14 protein-coding genes are annotated in these 15,911 nt (G+C 63.1%); 1 reads left to right on the top strand and 13 read right to left on the bottom strand.

Annotated elements, in window-relative coordinates; translation table 11 throughout:
- Window positions 1-16: 16 nt before the first annotated feature.
- The 3 genes from CH283_RS09240 to CH283_RS09230 are packed head-to-tail and all read right to left on the bottom strand — an operon-like array spanning window position 17 to window position 4,427.
- Window positions 17-1,777, bottom strand: a complete 1,761-nt coding sequence (locus CH283_RS09240; protein WP_094641666.1) for an ABC transporter ATP-binding protein — start codon at window positions 1,775-1,777, stop codon at window positions 17-19.
- Window positions 1,774-3,486, bottom strand: coding sequence for an ABC transporter ATP-binding protein (locus CH283_RS09235; RefSeq protein WP_176460524.1), 1,713 nt, complete (start codon window positions 3,484-3,486; stop codon window positions 1,774-1,776). Before CH283_RS09235 ends, CH283_RS09240 begins: the two co-directional genes overlap by 4 nt.
- The gene (locus CH283_RS09230) at window positions 3,483-4,427 is read right to left on the bottom strand and encodes a methionyl-tRNA formyltransferase (RefSeq protein WP_094641668.1); all 945 of its coding nucleotides are present in this window, start codon (window positions 4,425-4,427) and stop codon (window positions 3,483-3,485) included. The genes CH283_RS09235 and CH283_RS09230 overlap by 4 nt, the downstream gene beginning before the upstream one ends.
- Window positions 4,428-4,701: 274 nt before the next feature.
- On the opposite strand from CH283_RS09230, the gene CH283_RS09225 reads away from it, so the two are divergent.
- Window positions 4,702-5,166, top strand: a complete 465-nt coding sequence (locus CH283_RS09225) for an SRPBCC family protein (protein WP_068047344.1) — start codon at window positions 4,702-4,704, stop codon at window positions 5,164-5,166.
- A 33-nt stretch (window positions 5,167-5,199) separates the two neighbouring features.
- Here the strand turns inward: CH283_RS09225 and CH283_RS28250 are convergent, their stop codons facing one another.
- The 10 genes from CH283_RS28250 to CH283_RS09175 all read right to left on the bottom strand — a co-directional run bounded on the left by CH283_RS28250 (window position 5,200) and on the right by CH283_RS09175 (window position 15,778).
- Window positions 5,200-5,361, bottom strand: a complete 162-nt coding sequence (locus tag CH283_RS28250) for a hypothetical protein (protein WP_176460523.1) — start codon at window positions 5,359-5,361, stop codon at window positions 5,200-5,202.
- A 409-nt stretch (window positions 5,362-5,770) separates the two neighbouring features.
- Window positions 5,771-7,462, bottom strand: a complete 1,692-nt coding sequence (locus CH283_RS09215; protein WP_094641672.1) for a DEAD/DEAH box helicase — start codon at window positions 7,460-7,462, stop codon at window positions 5,771-5,773.
- A gap of 311 nt (window positions 7,463-7,773) precedes the next feature.
- On the bottom strand, window positions 7,774-8,592 hold the full coding sequence (locus CH283_RS09210) for an Fpg/Nei family DNA glycosylase (RefSeq protein ID WP_094641674.1): 819 nt from the start codon (window positions 8,590-8,592) through the stop codon (window positions 7,774-7,776).
- Window positions 8,593-8,647: 55 nt separating this feature from the next.
- Window positions 8,648-9,229, bottom strand: coding sequence for a hypothetical protein (locus tag CH283_RS09205; RefSeq protein ID WP_255183157.1), 582 nt, complete (start codon window positions 9,227-9,229; stop codon window positions 8,648-8,650).
- Between the two features lie 64 nt (window positions 9,230-9,293).
- Entirely contained in the window at window positions 9,294-10,010 is a 717-nt protein-coding gene (locus tag CH283_RS09200) for an L-ribulose-5-phosphate 4-epimerase (RefSeq protein WP_094641678.1), read from the bottom strand.
- Complete coding sequence (locus CH283_RS09195; protein ID WP_094641680.1) at window positions 10,007-11,122, bottom strand: aldose epimerase family protein; 1,116 nt, start codon at window positions 11,120-11,122, stop codon at window positions 10,007-10,009. Before CH283_RS09195 ends, CH283_RS09200 begins: the two co-directional genes overlap by 4 nt.
- Window positions 11,119-12,162 carry a carbohydrate kinase family protein gene (locus tag CH283_RS09190; protein WP_094641682.1) on the bottom strand — a complete coding sequence of 348 codons (1,044 nt, stop codon included), beginning with the start codon at window positions 12,160-12,162 and terminating at the stop codon, window positions 11,119-11,121. Before CH283_RS09190 ends, CH283_RS09195 begins: the two co-directional genes overlap by 4 nt.
- Entirely contained in the window at window positions 12,159-13,049 is an 891-nt protein-coding gene (locus CH283_RS09185) for a 6-phosphogluconolactonase (protein WP_217901100.1), read from the bottom strand. Before CH283_RS09185 ends, CH283_RS09190 begins: the two co-directional genes overlap by 4 nt.
- 72 nt (window positions 13,050-13,121) lie before the next feature.
- Complete coding sequence (locus CH283_RS09180) at window positions 13,122-14,357, bottom strand: ROK family transcriptional regulator (protein ID WP_176460522.1); 1,236 nt, start codon at window positions 14,355-14,357, stop codon at window positions 13,122-13,124.
- On the bottom strand, window positions 14,354-15,778 hold the full coding sequence (locus CH283_RS09175; protein WP_094641686.1) for an APC family permease: 1,425 nt from the start codon (window positions 15,776-15,778) through the stop codon (window positions 14,354-14,356). The genes CH283_RS09180 and CH283_RS09175 overlap by 4 nt, the downstream gene beginning before the upstream one ends.
- Between the last annotated feature and the right edge of the window lie 133 nt (window positions 15,779-15,911).

The following is a 15,911-nucleotide window of genomic DNA, read 5'->3' as shown; positions in this document are numbered from 1 at the left end:
CTCGTCGTGGGTGCGTCTACTCGACATCTGTTTTGCCCGACCATGCCGACCAGAGACGCGCATATCGACCGTCTGCTGTCACGAGATCGGCGTGGGTGCCGGATTCCACGACACGGCCGTGCTCGAGCACCACGACCGTGTCTGCTGCCACGGCCTGCGTCAGCCGGTGCGCCACGATCACCGTGGTCCGGCCCTCTGTCGCCGCCGATGCGGCTTCTTCGAGCAGGCGGGCTCCGCTACTGCCGGCCTCCGCGGTCGCTTCGTCGAGTATTGCGACCGGGGGATCGGACAGAATCAGTCTCGCCAGTGCGAGCTGCTGCCCTTGGGATGCACTGAGCGGATGCCCGTTCTCCCCGATGCGTGTGTCGAGGCCCTCCGGTAGAGCCCGGACCCAGTCGGCAGCTCGGACCCGATCGAGGGCGTCCCACAGAGCGGCGTCGTCGGCATCCGCGTCCGCGAGCCTCAGATCGTCGGCGAGAGGGCCGGCACTGACGTGGACGTCCTGCGAGAGGATCGAGATGTGCCGCCTGAGTCGGTCGGTACCGAGATCACGTAACGGGATGCCGCCCAACGTGACCGAGCCGCGGTCGGGCTCGAGGGACCCCGCTGCGAGAAGCGCGGCAGTCGTCTTTCCGGCACCGGTCGAGCCGACCACTGCCACCGTACTTCCGGCCGGAACGCTGAGCGAAATTCCGTGCAGAACGTCGCCCCCGGTGGAGTAGGCGTACGTGACGTCGGATAGTTCCAACGTCGCGTCGACAGGTTCGGCGTCGATACCTGTCGTTCGAGTCGATGCCATGTCGACCACGCCGACGAGACGATCGAGGCTGGCACCGGCGGATTGGATATCGTCGAACAGGAACAGCACCGTACCGAGCGGGTTGAACAGTCGATGGAACATCAACGTTGCAGCGGTGACTGCGCCCAGAGTCACGAGATCGCCTCTGACCAATAAGAACCCAGTACTCAGGATGATGGTGAGACCCACCAGTTCCGCGCGGTTCTCCTTGCCGACGAAGCGAGTCAGCAGTGTGAACGTGGCGATGGAGAAGTCCCTGGCGCGTTCGGATTCCGTCTCCACGGACGCGACAGCAGTGTCTTCGCGGCGGTACGCGCGCACCGTGCGCGCGCCTTGGATGTTGCTGATCAGCGCCTGCGAACGGTCGCCCATCGCGGCCCGTTCGGCAGCGTAGAGAGGGCCGCTGCGCGGCAGATACCACCGAAGAGCGGTGACGTACAACGGTAGTGCCAAGCTGCCGGCCAGCCCGAGACGCCAGTCGATGCCGTACATCGTCACGACGGACACCCCGATCAACAACACCGCGTTCACCACGGCAGGGAGTACGCCGTTGACGGCGCGGGTCACCTGGGACACGTCATCGCTGATGCGCGAGAGCACATCTCCGCGTCCCGCCCGTTCTACCGTGCGGGTGGGGAGGGCGAGAACTCGGGTCACCACCTGCTCGCGCAGCTGTGCCACCACGCCTTCGCCCAGTTTCGCCACGAGGTAAGCCATCAGTCCGGCGAACACCCCGTTGACGCCTGCGGCGATCATGACCAGAACCACCACCATCACGATCCGGCCCGGCGGCCCGCCCGCGACGACCTCGTCGACGAGGCGACCGAGAATCAGGATCGGTGCCAGAGCCGAGACGGCGGAGACGATGCCGACAAATGGAGTCAGGGCAACGAACCCTGGCCTGGCCGCGAGTTGTCCGCGTAGCCACGACCACGATCGTCCGGCGGTTGCGACGGGCAGACGGGTGTCGTCGGTCATCGCAGCACCGCCTCCGCATAGCCCTCGGCCCGTTCGAGGAGAACTGAATGGGGTGCGTCCGCCGCGATTCGGCCGTCACGTATCACCACTACCCGGTGAGCCACGGACAGCAATGCAGGACTGCTGGTCACGATGATCGTCGTTTTCGGGGTCCGTACGTTCGGCCCGTGACGAAGAGTCGCGATACCCCGAGCGATGGTGTGTTCGGTGACCGAATCGACTGCGGTGGTCGGTTCGTGCAGCACCAGTACGGGAGGCTCGGCGAACAGGGCCCGTGCCAGCGCGATGCGCTGTCGTTGTCCCCCGGACAGATTGGCACCCCTCTCGGTCAGCCGCTGTTCGAGACCGTCGGTATGACTGTCGACGATCTGGTCTGCACCCGAGGCGCGAAGCGCTCCGTCGAGCTGTCGGTCGGTGTATCCGCGTCCGGCGGTGATGTTGTTCTTCACCGTGTCGGCGAACAGGTCGGAGACGTGTGGTTCGACCACGATTGCTGCTCGGACCTGCGCGAGTTCGATGTCGCGGGTGGGCGTGCCTGCGAGCAGAACATCGCCGCTGACGTCGGCAGCCGAAACCTGCCCGGACAGAACGGCCACGATCGACTCGGCGTCCTCGGACCCGTACGCCAGGATTCCGACTGTCTCCCCAGCCGCGATGTCGAGGTCGATCTTCTGCAATGACCGGTGCGTGACGCCGCGGAGTCCGAGATCGAGCCGCTTGCCGGTGATGTGCTGGTTGCCGTGGTGCAGAATTCGATCCGCTCCCAGTACCAGGGCGACGCGATCGGCCGACGCCCGCGCCCGGGCGATGATCGCCGGGGTGGAGGACAACACACCCAGTGGTTCGATGAGGAATTGCGCCAGACCGACGACGGCAATCAATTCTCCGACGGTGATGCGTCCGATGAGAGCGAAGTAGCCGGCTAGCCCCGCGACGGATGCAGCAACCACCGCGCTCACGCCAGTGGTGATCCCCGATTGCGTCGCCAGCGATCTCGCCGTGAGCAGTGCTGCACCGAGGGCTTTCGCGCTGGCTTGTCGATAGCGCGTCGCCGCTACGGTTTCCGCGCCGATACCTTCGATCGACCGATGCCCGCTGACGAGGTCGGTGGCCAGCGCAGTCGCCTCGGCGACCGTTCGCTGCTGCTCGGCTGCCCGCCTGGTCACCCGCGGTGCGACGAGCTGAAGCACGGCGACGAAGATCGGGGTGCCGATGAAGATGGCGAGTCCCAACGGCACGTCGATGACCATCAACGCAATGGCCGTGGCGACGACGGCGGTGGCAGCAGCCGCGATGCGCGGGAACAGATCCAGGAACCATGCCGACTGTTCGGCGTCGGTACTGGAAATGGTCAGTAGCTCACCACCCCGCAGGGTTGTGTCCAGACCACGCGGATCGAGAATTCGACCGGTGACCTCCATTCGTATGCGGTGCGCCTCGTGCTGCAGAGCGACGTTGAGGAACCGCATACCGAACTGATAAGCCGTTGTCAGACAAAGAAACAACGCTGCAAGTCCGACGATCGAGAGGACGAACCAGGGGACGTCGCCCGAGGAAATCGCCGAGTCGATGATCCACCCCAACGCGATCGGAACTGCAGTCTCGGCAAGCTGGTGGATGCAGATGAGCAGTGTTCCGATGCTCACTCTGCGCTTGTTGCGCGTCAGTGTTCGACGGACGATTCGCCCGCCTGTCACCTCGTCCTTCATGCCGTGGGCGTGAGGTAGCCGCCGCCGGTCACGAAATAGTCGAGCGCATCGACATCGTCCCCACTTTCGGTGCGCACGCGATCTATGACGAGTCCGTGGTTGGTGCCGCGGTGGGCTTCGGGGCCGGACACGATCACCATTCCCGCGCCCTCCCTGATGAATATCCGACCGGGTGTTCCGCCGTAGATACCGTCCGAGACGTGAGCAGTGATGATTCGAAGCTTTCGGCCTCTGTGGAAGGTGTAGGCGTTGGGATAGGGATCGGACATCGCACGAACCAATCTGTCCAGGTCCTCGGCGGGCCAGGTCCAGTCGATGCAGCTGTCCGACTCGTGTCGTTTGTGGAAGAACTTTCGTTTCGTCAGGTCCTGCGGAGTCCATGTGGCCGTGCCGTTCTCGATACTCTCGAGTGCGTCCAGCAGCACCTCGGGGATCAAGTCGATCGTCGCCTCGACGAGATCGGTGGAGGTGTCCCTCGGTCCGATCGGAACCGCTCGTTGGGTGATGACATCGCCGGTGTCGAGTTCGCCGTCCATTCGGTGCGCCGTCAGTCCGGTCTCGGCGGCACCACTGATCAGCGCCCAGATCACCGGAGAGAATCCGGTGAAGGCGGGAAGCAATGAGTCGTGCAGGTTGACCGTGCCGTGCGGAGGCATCGCGAAAATCTCGGGAGGCAACCAGGTCCGCCAGTTGTTCGCAACGATGATGTCCGGTGCCCACAGCTGCAGACGTTCCTCCAAGGCTTTGTCGGGGCGCTTCGCCAAGTACACCTCGATGCCGTGATTGCGTGCGAGATCTTCGACGGAATCGGACCAAATGCTCTCGTACGCTTGCTCGCTGACCGGATGCGTCACTACCGCGACGACGTCGTGGCGTGAATCCACGAGCGTCTGCAACGTCTTGTGACCCCAAGTCTGGAAACCGAACAGCACTACCCGCATTGGCTCATCTCCATGTTTCTGCTCCGACGAAGTGGCACAGTGCCTCGCCTTGTACGTGGCCACCGGGGATTCACGTCGTACGCGATCGATCACCCCGGGCCGAGAGTTAGGCTAGCCTACCATCAACTGCAGAGTCAGGTGGGTGGGCGAAGTGGCCCCGAACTGCAGAGCCGTCGACGAAAAAGCCCAGCTGGGACGAGGTGTGACGACGGTTCGATCGAATCTTCCGGCGGTGCCGCGATTGAACGTGTCGAACTCTGGGCACAAAGGAAGAATGACCGACAACACGAAAGTCACAGTCGAACGAACCATAGAAGCTCCCGTCGACGCTGTTTTCGACGTGCTGACCAACCCCGAGCGGCATCAGGCGCTCGATGGATCAGGCTTCGTACGAAGCGTCGACCACGCCGACCGAATTCAGAAGGTCGGCGAGAAGTTCACGATGAACATGCAGGGCGATCACATGGGCGGCGAGTACCAGACCGACAACCATGTGACGGGCTACATCAAGGACAAGCTGGTCGCATGGACGACGGCACCCGCAGGCAACGAGCCTCCCGGCTGGGAATGGCTGTGGGAGCTCGAGTCTCAGGGCCCGAACGAGACGCTGGTCCGTCATACCTACGACTGGTCCAAGGTCACGGACAAGAAGTTGCTCGAGCAGATCAAGTTCCCTCTGGTCACCGAGGATCAGCTGAACGACACACTGGGTCGCCTCGCGGTCGAAGCGACGTCCTGACCCAACGACTCTTCTGGGACGCACAGCCTCAGCTCAGCCGTACAACGCTGTGGCGTCGACACTCTCTATCGGCATCCAACGCCGCCGGGAGTCCGTCGACGTGGAAGTGGCCGTGAGATCGACTCCACGGACGGCCAGTGCCGACATCGGAATCCGATCGGCGATCAGACTGATGGCGTACGTAGCGGCCGTCACGTGGAGACACGGTTGCGTTCTTCCGGAGCAGGTACAGGACGTTTCGCAGGTGTCGGGGACCGGCGGTAGCTTCCTCGCTACGAGTTCGGCGTGGACCTCGTCGGGGAGGTCACCGATGGCTATGCCCCCGCGCGTGTAGCGGGCGAGGATGCGCAGCACCGACTTCCGTTCGGCCGCACCGTAGCGGGGGACGGAGATCTGTGCGATCTCGACCTTTTGCCCGCCGATACGACGCAGCGAAACCCGCCGATCTTGCTGGAGTCCACGGCGACTGCCTCGTTGCGCACCAGGCTTCGTGCTCGCGGAAGCATCGGATTCGGTCGGATGACTGCAATGGGTTCGACTCGCCGGATCCAGTCCTTCCCTTAGGGCGTCGACCCGAAGGTCGCAGGCTGCGGTGTCGTAGCCATCAGCGGCTCACCGCGCGCAGCATCAGCGTTTCTCGCAACGTCGAGTCGTCGAGCGCCGCCAGAGCCAGCTCGTTGTTGTTCTCGGTCAATCCAGCGATGGCCTTCTTACGGGTATGGAGCGATGCGATGTGCTCTTCGAGCGTTCCCTCCGTCGTGAGTGCCATGACCGTCACCCCGGACTTCTGCCCGATGCGGTGGACCCGGTCTGTGGCCTGCGCCTCGACCGCGGGATTCCACCACCTGTCGTAGTGAATCACCGTGCTGGCACGAGTGAGATTGAGGCCGTACCCCGCCGCCCTCAGGCTGAGAACCATCACGGGGGATCGCTCGCTGTTCTGGAATTCGTCGACCATCCTGTCGCGCTCGTCCACGTCGAGCCCGCCGTGAAAGAAGGAAATCGGGGCTCCGGTGAGGCCTTCGAGGTGCTCGGCGAGGATCTCTCCGGTGCGGCGGTACTGGGTGAAGACGAGTGCAGCGCGAGAGGACTCGGCGAGTTCCTCGACGATGTCGGTGAGCCTGTCGAGCTTGCCCGAGCGATCGGCCGACCGAGACAAGTCACCGTTGACGAGGCCCGGGTGGTTGCAGATCAGTTTGAGCGACGTCAGTAGCGCCAGCACCGCCGTTCCACGGCCGCGGTTGGTACCGAAGCCGGTGTCGAATGCTTCCTCGACAGTCGAATTGTACAGCGATGCTTGCTCGTTCGAGATCGGACAGAGGACATCGATGTGGTGCTTCGGCGGCAGATCTGTCGCAACCTCGGCCTTGGTCCGGCGGAGGACGACCGGCGCGATCGTGCTCGACAGTTGTGCGAGTGCGGCCGCCGAGCCGCCCCGCTCGATGGGTGCCGAGAACCGGCGGGTGAACCGCGTGCGAGTTCCGAGCAGTCCGGGATTGGTGAGATCGATCAGTGCCCGAAGTTCGTCCATTCGGTTCTCGACGGGCGTGCCGGTCAGGGCGATCCGCGTGGTGGACTTCAGTCGACGCGCTGCGCGAGCTATTTTGGTTTGCGAATTCTTCATGACATGTGCCTCATCGAAAAACACTGTGTTCCAGGATATGTCACTCAATCGGTCCGTGTCGGTGCGCAGGGTGGGGTAACCGGTGACTGACACCGCGCCTGCGTCCGCGCATGTCGCGAGGGTGCGGGACGGTCCGCGGTACACGTTGACGACCAATTCGCCGTCGGAAAAGTTCTCGATTTCTCGTCGCCAGTTGCTGATCAACGACGTCGGGCAGACGACCAGATAGCTGCCCTCGCCTCGCCGCGCCCCGACGATCATGTGCGAAATGGCCTGGAGCGTTTTGCCCAGCCCCATCTCGTCGGCGAGGATTCCACCGCCGCCGATCTCCTGAACCGTCGGCACCCATGACGCACCGTGCAGTTGATAGGGCCTCGGTGTGAAGGTCGACGCACTCTCGGTCAGATCGTTCTGCATGCGCAGGCTGGCGCGGAGCGCGTCAGCGGCACCATGTGCGGTCAGCACGCTGGAGCCGCCGGTATTGGGAACTGCATGTGCGGCAGGCGGAAGTGCGTCGACGAGCGCTGGAGGAACCAGACGCACGTCAGGGTTGTGCTCGATGTGGTCCAAGATCGACAACCATCCCCGTGCCGAAGGATCTCCCGTAGAGCCGGCTGCGGTCCGCAGCTCACCACCGTTCGCGGCTACGAGTTGCGCTTCCACAGAGCGCACGGCAACGGTTCCATCCGCGCCGGGAAGTGCGAGCTCGATGGGAGTGGCTCATCCTCGAAGCGACGCCTGCGGAGCGCTGTGCCAGACGGCAAAACAATGACGGTGCGGCAGATAGGTGACGTGCGGGGCTGGGACTGTGTGGGCGGTCGAACGCATGCACCCTCCGGCGAAGTTCGCTGCCCCGGCTGGGTCCGAAGCTGCCAACACCGTACGCCGTCCGGTCGCATTGTGCCGCATCCGGAAGCAGCTTGACGTTTCCGAAAATTATTGTCCTGCAGTGCCATCGAGAATGATCCGCGCGATGGACCGGATCAGGATTGCTCGCGAGAACACCACCACGTGGTGCGGCCGCCCACCGTTCCGCGAGCCATCGGCGCGCCACATCGAGGGCACGCCGCGTCCGCTTTTCGGAACGGAATGATCTCCCCGGTGTGCACACCACCCTTCTTGATCGCGGATCTGATCGCTCGGCGCAGAACAACACGCAGTTCGTCGAGTTCCTCCGTCGTGAGCGTCTTGGCGCGCCTGGAGGGAGATTGCTCGCTCTGCCACAGCACCTCGTCCGCCAGTAGGTTGCCGACTCCCGCTATTGCCGCTTGGTCGAGCAGTCGCGCTTTGAGAGGCGCACCGCTGGAACCGATTCGGTTACGGAAGTCGTCCCGTGTGATCTCCGCGGCGTCCGGTCCGAGGGCGTCGATGTCGGGTTCGAGTCGAACACGGCCGAGGCGGCGCTTGTCGAAGAGTCGAAGCTGCCCACCATCGTCGAACGTCATGGAGAAGCGCGTCCACTCCGGTTTGTCGGTCGGGCGCTCACCGACGTGGGGATCGCCACCTCCGTACTGCGACGTCCGTGCCCCGTCGGGAGCGGTGACGATGACACGTCCACCCATGCCGAGGTGAATGCCCAGGGTTGGGCCGCTCGAGCCGTCGGCCGTGACGGTTTCGCACCACATCGCCTTGCCCTGTCGACGCGCCTCGGTGAGTTTCCCGCCCGTCAGTGCACGGGCAATATCGCCTGGCATGTGCGGTCGGCATTCGAAGGAGTCGGTGTCATCGATGTCGACGATGACACGATCGAGGGCTTTTTCGACGACCTGTCGGGCGTTTTCGACTTCGGGTAGTTCGGGCATGGATCCGGGGTACCCAATTCGTGAGCAGTATGCGCGGCCGACCGATCCGAGTGGATCAGTCCCAGTAAGGCGGCTCGATGTCGGGGTGGTCGGTGACGGTATCGATGGCCGTGTCGGCCAGAACGCGGTCGACGGCCTCGGCGCTGCCGGCGACCGTGGCGAAGTGAGGGTCGACATCATTGGTGATGCACCACGCACGATCGGCAGGCCAGATGAACGCGGGATCCGGTGAGTCGCCATACGGCCAGAGGAGTGGATCGTCGCTGCTCCAACTCTCGTAGTCCGCGAGTGAACCTCGAAAGAGAAAGTAGTCACGGTTCGGGACCTCGAACTTCGGCTGTGAGGCGATGTCGATCGAACTCCACCCGTCCCACAGAGCGAAGTAACACTCGTCCGGCGTGGTCGTGTATCGAGACAGGACGTCGAGTACCACGCCGACCTGCGCCAGTTCGCTGATCTTCTGCTCGAATTCGACGTCGCCGGTGGATTGCCCCGGAAAGTCCGGATCGGGTATGAACAACACCCGCGCGTACTTCTCGAACCCGATCGGACCCCGACCGGCCAACGTGTACCACGGCAGATTTTGATCGATCAGCCACTGACCGGCCGACGCGTCTTCACACAATTCGAAGCTCACGTTGTCATTGTGTCGCATGGGGTGGACGTGGGATCCCGGTGCTCAGCGGTTTCGAATCGATGGATCACCGATCACGGTGTCGAAAAGTTACGATCGGCTGCGCGTCTGGCTGTCCGTACACACCTTGGTATCTGGCGAAGAGCCGATCGATGGACTCCTGCGGAATCGGGTCGGGATTTCCGAGTTGGCGAGCTACGTACATCGCCTTGGCAACATCCTCGACCATCACCGCCGCCTTCACCGCATCACGTGCATCGGTCCCGATCGTGAAGGGCCCGTGATTGGCCATCAGCACGGCGCGGCTGCGATGGCCGCGGAGAGTGTCGACGATCCCGCGCCCGATCGAATCGTCACCGATGACGGCGAACGGGCCGATCGGAATCGGTCCACCGAACTCGTCGGCCATCGCAGTGATGCAGCACGGTATCGGAGTACCCAGTGCCGACCACGCGACTGCGTACGTGGAGTGCGTGTGCACCACTCCGCCGACCTCCGGCATGTTCCGATACACGTAGGCGTGCGCAGCGGTATCACTCGACGGGTTCCTGTGTGAACCAGTCGAATTCGGGACCACCTGCCCGTCCAGGGTGCACAGAATCATGTCCTCGGGCCCCAGGTCGTCGTATACGACGCCGCTGGGCTTGATCACCATCAGGTCGCCGCCGACCACCCGTTCGGACACGTTGCCGCCGGTCCACACGACGAGCTCGTTTCGGACCAGCTCGGCGTGCAGCTCTGCCACACGCACCCGCGCGGATGCGATGTTCGCGTCGATCGTCATGCCACGTCTCCTGTTTCGTCGTCCCGTGTTTCGTCGTCCGATTCCACGATGCCGAATTGATATTCGGTCGCACTTCGGTAGGTCTCGCCGGGATACAGCTCGACGGAGGGGAATTCGGGGCGGTTGGGCGAGTCCGTGAAATGCTCCGGCTCCAAAGCGATGGCATCTCCTTGGCGATAGATGCGACCGCTGGTGCCCACCAGAGATGCATCGAGGAAGTTGCCCGTGTAGACGTCGAGCCCCGGCTCAGTGGTCCACACCGCGAGAACTCGACCCGAGATCGGCTCGACAAGCTCTGCCGCACACTCGAAGGCGTTGGGAGAGTATTCCTTCCTCAGCACATAGTTGTGGTCGTACCCTCGACCGAGAACCAGCTGCTCGTGGTTGTCCCGGATACGGTCTCCGATGAGCCGTGACTGTCGGAAGTCGAACGGAGTGTTCTCGACGGCGGCGAATTCGCCGGTGGGAACCAGCTGCGACGTCACCGGAAGGAACGCGTCGGCGTGCACCTCGAGCAGATGGTCCAGCACACTTCCCGAGCCCTCGCCGGCAAGGTTGAAATAGCTGTGACCGGTCATGTTGACCACAGTCGCTGCGTCGGTGGTGGCGGTGTAGGTCACTCGCAGAGAGTTGCGGTCGCGGATGAGTTCGTACGCCACCTCGACGGTGAGGTTTCCAGGAAAACCGTTGTCCCCGTCCGGGCTGACGGTCGACAAACGAACTCCGACCGCTTCGGAACTGCCGATGGCCTCCATGTCCCAGACCAGACGGTCGAAACCGCTGCTGCCGCCGTGCACCGTCCCGAACTCGTCGTTTCGATCGAGTACGTAGGTTGCATCGCCCAGCGCGAACGTCGCATCGAGAATTCGGTTGGCGTAGCGGCCGATCAGAGCGCCGAAGTACGTGTTCGACGCCTCGTAGCTCCCCAGATCCGCGAAACCGAGCACGACGTTGGCGGTCTCACCGTCCCGGTCCGGAACGTCGAGAGTATGCAGAATCCCACCGTAGGACAGGATCGATGCCGTCATTCCACGGTCGTTGCACAGGACGGCGCGCTGCACTGCGCGGTCGTCATGAGTACGCCCGAACGGCCGGAGCTCGACAGTGCTCATCGGGCCACCGCCCCTCCGCCGACAACTGTGCCCAGGCGATCGGTCCCCGACAGTCCTCGACGCCGTGCGAACGTTGCGAGCAGGTCGTTGTCGATGTCGGTGTTGATGGTGTCGGCACTCGTCACGCTCAGTGCAGACAGCGCCGTGGCCACCTCGTTCGCGGTGACGAGATCGAGGCCTGCTGCAGACCCCAGAATGAGTCCGCCGAGGTGTGCGTCTCCCGCACCCGCGGTGTTGGATGCTTCCACGGTGACGGGCTCCTGGTGATGAAGGGTGTCGCCATCCCACACCCAGCTACCGGCCCGTCCTCCGGTGATACAGAACCTCAGATTCGGATTGGCGTGCCGAAGATCGGTGCAGGCTCGATCGACGGCGCGCTGCGGATCGCCCGGTGCACTGTGATCGGACAGTGCTGCAGCTTCGTCGATGTTGATCGCCAGCACGTCGACGAGATCGAGTACTCCGTCGGCTGCCGCCTGTCGGATCTCTCCGGACAGGAAGGATGCGAATCGAAGGAATCCGTGTCGAGTAGCGCTGCGTAACAGCGTAATACGAGCGTCGAGGGTGACCTCGGGCGCTGCCAGGGCGATGCCGCGCCCCGCGTGCTCTGCGAAGAGCGCTTCCGCGGACTCTATGTCCGCCGAGGTGACGGCGGAGCTGGCCGAGTCGCCGACGGTGAGGTTTCCACCGTCGCCGTCGGGATAGCCGAAGCAGACGGAATGCAACGTCGGACGGCTGTCGTCGACGCCGACGTGAGCGACGTCCATTCCCTCGGCGGCCAGTTCTGCGACAACGGAGTGGCCCATCGCGTCGTTGCCGACCCGCCCGACCGGCACGACGCGAAGAGACGAGGGTGCCAGCCGAGCGATGTAATGGGTGATGATGTGCAGCTTGCACCGGTCCTGCACATCGAGCATTCGGACGGTTCTGCTCTCCTCGCGCCCGAGGGTGTGATTGCCCTCGAGCGCCAACGACGTGCCCGTTCCCAAACCGCCTGTGCCGATAACGATGTCGTACGGATGTGGCTGTTCGCCGGTCACTGGGAAAGGTCCCACGCCGGGTTGAGCGAGATGACGTGCTCCGCGGTTGCGACGGTGGCAGTCAGAAGGGCATCAGGGTGGTCCTGAAGCAGGGTGACCGGATACTCGGGTGTCGGATCGGAGAACAGGGCCACTCGCAATGCGGTCTGCTTCCACGCACCTGTGTCGCTGAACAATCGAATCTTGCGAGCGGCGAGTATCTCTCGCATACCCAGCGTCACGGACATGGGCGGCACGAACTGATACGCGCCACCGAGTGTGCGCTGTGAGAGCGCAATGATGGTGTCCACGTTGTTGTCCTGGATGCGTGCCACGGAATTCTTCAGATCGTCGACGCTGATCTCGCTGAATGCATTGCGTCGAGCTTGGTTGTAGGCGACATGGCCGTCCTGTCCCCATCCGCCGTACGCCAGATCCGCGGGCTCGGCGATGAGTGCCGCCGATATGTGCAGCAGAGTATCCGGGTTGAGCCAGTGACGCTGCTCGATCGGTGGGCGGAGGTCACTGTCGATCGCGCCGTAGAAGTCGCGTTCCATCGTGCCTCGGAAGTTGTAGGGGTGATTCGAGGGCACCTCCTGGCCCTGCCAGTCGAGGCACTCGTCCATGTGGAACACCTCCAGATTGTGGAGGTTCACCCTGCCGCTGTTGACCATCCGAGCGAACGGTGCCATCCACGCGGTCGGCCCACACGGGAGGATCACTCGATACGAGCGGCCGTCCTGTTGTGCGGCCACAATGGAATCGACGAATTCCTGAGCCATGATGCGACCCATGGCATTCGAGTCCTCGACCATGCGGAAGGGAACCCGACGGTCGGGGTGATTCTCCAACTCGGACGCAGGTGCAGAGCACCATTCGAGCAGGGACGACTTCGAGATTTTTTGCACAGCAGTTCTCCTTCGATGACTACGAATGATGTGGGCAGGCATCGAGCCCGCCCTGTGAACGAAAGCCCTGGATCAGGGCAGGGGATTGAGCGCGTCGAACGCGCGTGCAGTTGCCTTGTGTAGCGCGCCGACAACGCCGCCGTCGCCGCCGAACGTCGCCAGCTGGACGTCCGGCATGATCGGAACGAGTGTGCTCAGATCGTCTCGCAGCGAATCCAGAAGCAGCTCCCCGCCTTTGGACAATCCACCGGCAACGAGAACGCGTTCGGGATTGATGACGCACACGGCCGCGGCGATACCGGCCGCGATTCGATAGGCCATCCGGTCGAAGACATCCACAGATGCGGTATCACCTTCGCGAACGCCGCGGAAGATCACTTCGGCGTCGACACTGTCGGCGTCACCGTCTGCCAATTCCAACAACCGAGCGCCACCGGGCTCCATTGCTGCGGCACGGCCGTGTCTTGCCCACGCACGACCACCCGCGGCCCATTCCCAGGCACCTATCCGGCTGCCTGCGGGTGGTTCGTCGCCGAAGCTGAGTGGCAGATAGCCGAGCTCGCCTGCTGCGCCGGAGGCACCTCGACTCAACTCGCCTCGCACGATGATTCCACCGCCGATGCCGATCCCGAGATGGACGTACAGGACGGTATCGATCCCTTTCGCGGCTCCCGCAATGGATTCCGCGAGTACCGACAGGTCCGTCTGACGTTCGACGAACACCCTTGTCGGATCGATTCCGATGCACTCGGCCACTGCAGCACGAAGGTCGAGTCCGTCCCACCCGGCGATCTGCGGAGCCAGGCTGACGACATTCGTCTGCGGATCCACCACGCCGGGGGTGCTGACGACGACGGTGTGGAACTGTTCGGCAGTACCGCGTCCGGTGGGGCGGATTGCCGATACGGCTTGCTCGACAAGTCCGAGAAGGTAAGCCCTATCGGGCTTTTCGCGGCGAGTCCGTACCTCGGAAGAGTCGAGTACATCACCGGCGAAGGTGGACGAGCGCGCGCTCACCTTGTCGGCACCGATATCGATCCCCAGTAGCACTCCGTGATGGGTGGTGACTCTCAAAGACAGTGCAGGACGGCCCTGTTGACGCTCCGCGGATCTGGGCTGAAATTCCTCGAGCAGACCCTGGGCGATCAGGTCGTCGCAGATCTCCTTGATGGAAGTCTTGGACAGCTTGATGATCGAGCCCAGCTGCGTTCTGGTGATGCCGCGATTACTGTGCACCACATCGAGAATCGAACGGCGGTTGCGCACTCTCGCACGCTGCGGACTGTCGAACAACGGAGCTGTGCTCACCCGCGGTCCCTCGAATCGACCGCGAGAGGTTCGACGACTGTCCCCTCGACCGCAGTCGGCCCGGTGGAGAGGAATGCAGCTACTGCAGCGGCGGTGACCACGCAGATGGCCGCGATGTTCCCCAGATTGCCCGGGTACGACGGCCACGGGAAGAACTGGTAGTAGAGCGGTGCGAGCAGGATGAGAACCGCGAGGGACGGCAGAACCACGTGGACAAGGAGATTGGTGCCTCGCGATGCACGATCGCGGGTGTGGTACGCGATGCATGCAATGCAGGTCATGATGTAGATGATGATAGCAAAGACCGTGATCATGGCTCCGAGAACGCTGAAGGCGGCCACCGGACCGAGAGCCAGTCCGAGCACCAGCGCAACGACGATGGTCAGGCCGGTTTGGAAGTAGATGGCGAAAGTCGGTGTCGCGTGGGTGGGATGAGTTCGACCGAATCGAGCGGGTAGTCGACCCATTCGGCCGAACGCGAACACGATTCGGGAGGCGGCGATGGTCCCGGCATTCGCATTTCCGATGAAACTGTTGACCAGGGCGAACAAAACGAGCACCCAGAGTGGACCCCAGAACTTGTGCGCCAAGTCGATCCACGGGCTGTCTGCGGAAGCGAAGTCGGCCATGTTGTTCGGACCCCAACCGATCACTGCGCTGTAGGAGCACAGGAAGTAGAACAACCCGCATGCCAACGCGGAGTACATGATCGTGCGGGGAATGGTTCGGCGAGCGTCCTTTGTTTCCTCGGCGAGTGGTGCGGCGGTCTCGAATCCCTGGAATGCCAGGATCGAGAACACCACGGCCTTGAAGATGCCGGACCAGCCGGGTTCGAGGGCATTGGACGGATCGAAGACGGCGAGGGTGTTCTGGTCTCCTCCGTCGACGATCATCCATACCGCCAGCACGGCTATGATGCCGATCTCCGCGATTCCGAACACGACACCGGTGGCAGTCGACTGCTTGACCCCGCGGACGTTCAGGAAGCAAACCAGTAGTGCGGCAGGGATGACGAAGGCCCACCAGGGGATGTTCACACCCAGCGACGAATTGATCGTTCCCGACGCGAATTGGCCGAAGAACACGAAGACGATAGGGGAGATCATGAGCTCGAGCGGTGCATAGAGCCACCCGACGAAGGTGCCTGCGCGCCGCCCGAGACACTGTTCGACGTAGTCCGCCAAGCCGCCTGCAGAACTGAACACGCGGGCCAACGAGCCGACGGCTACGCCGACGAGGAGCACGACGACCAGGGCGAGTAGAACCGCCAGAGGTGTCGCAGGTCCGGCGAACGACACTGCGATCAGCAGTGACGACGCCACTCCCGATGCCGGTCCCATGTGCGTGAGTGCTTGAAACACTCCTTGGACGAGGCCGATCGAGTTGGTGTTCAGAGATTGGTGAGATGTTGCTTCTGTCATGTCGCTCCCAATTAGATCGGACACTGTCCGTACTTAACATTAGAGAACGTATGCCACGCCATGACCTGCAGCAATAGCGCAGGCGTTACTAATGAGTTACGAAATTTCACGGAACGGACATTCGATATTCAGC

The organism is Rhodococcus sp. 05-2254-2, assembly GCF_002259095.1.
Classification (GTDB): Bacteria; Actinomycetota; Actinomycetes; order Mycobacteriales; family Mycobacteriaceae; genus Rhodococcoides.
Note: the sequence above shows the minus strand (reverse complement) of the source record. Positions and strands in the feature narration are given on the sequence as shown.

What these genes read in the sequence shown, in the direction of transcription:
- CH283_RS09175 (WP_094641686.1), bottom strand. Translation starts at nt 15,778, where the DNA reads ATGACAGAAGCAACATCTCACCAATCTCTGAACACCAACTCGATCGGC.
- CH283_RS09240 (WP_094641666.1), bottom strand. Translation starts at nt 1,777, where the DNA reads ATGACCGACGACACCCGTCTGCCCGTCGCAACCGCCGGACGATCGTGG.
- CH283_RS09200 (WP_094641678.1), bottom strand. Translation starts at nt 10,010, where the DNA reads ATGACGATCGACGCGAACATCGCATCCGCGCGGGTGCGTGTGGCAGAG.
- CH283_RS09210 (WP_094641674.1), bottom strand. Translation starts at nt 8,592, where the DNA reads ATGCCCGAACTACCCGAAGTCGAAAACGCCCGACAGGTCGTCGAAAAA.
- CH283_RS09235 (WP_176460524.1), bottom strand. Translation starts at nt 3,486, where the DNA reads ATGAAGGACGAGGTGACAGGCGGGCGAATCGTCCGTCGAACACTGACG.
- CH283_RS09230 (WP_094641668.1), bottom strand. Translation starts at nt 4,427, where the DNA reads ATGCGGGTAGTGCTGTTCGGTTTCCAGACTTGGGGTCACAAGACGTTG.
- CH283_RS09195 (WP_094641680.1), bottom strand. Translation starts at nt 11,122, where the DNA reads ATGAGCACTGTCGAGCTCCGGCCGTTCGGGCGTACTCATGACGACCGC.
- CH283_RS09225 (WP_068047344.1), top strand. Translation starts at nt 4,702, where the DNA reads ATGACCGACAACACGAAAGTCACAGTCGAACGAACCATAGAAGCTCCC.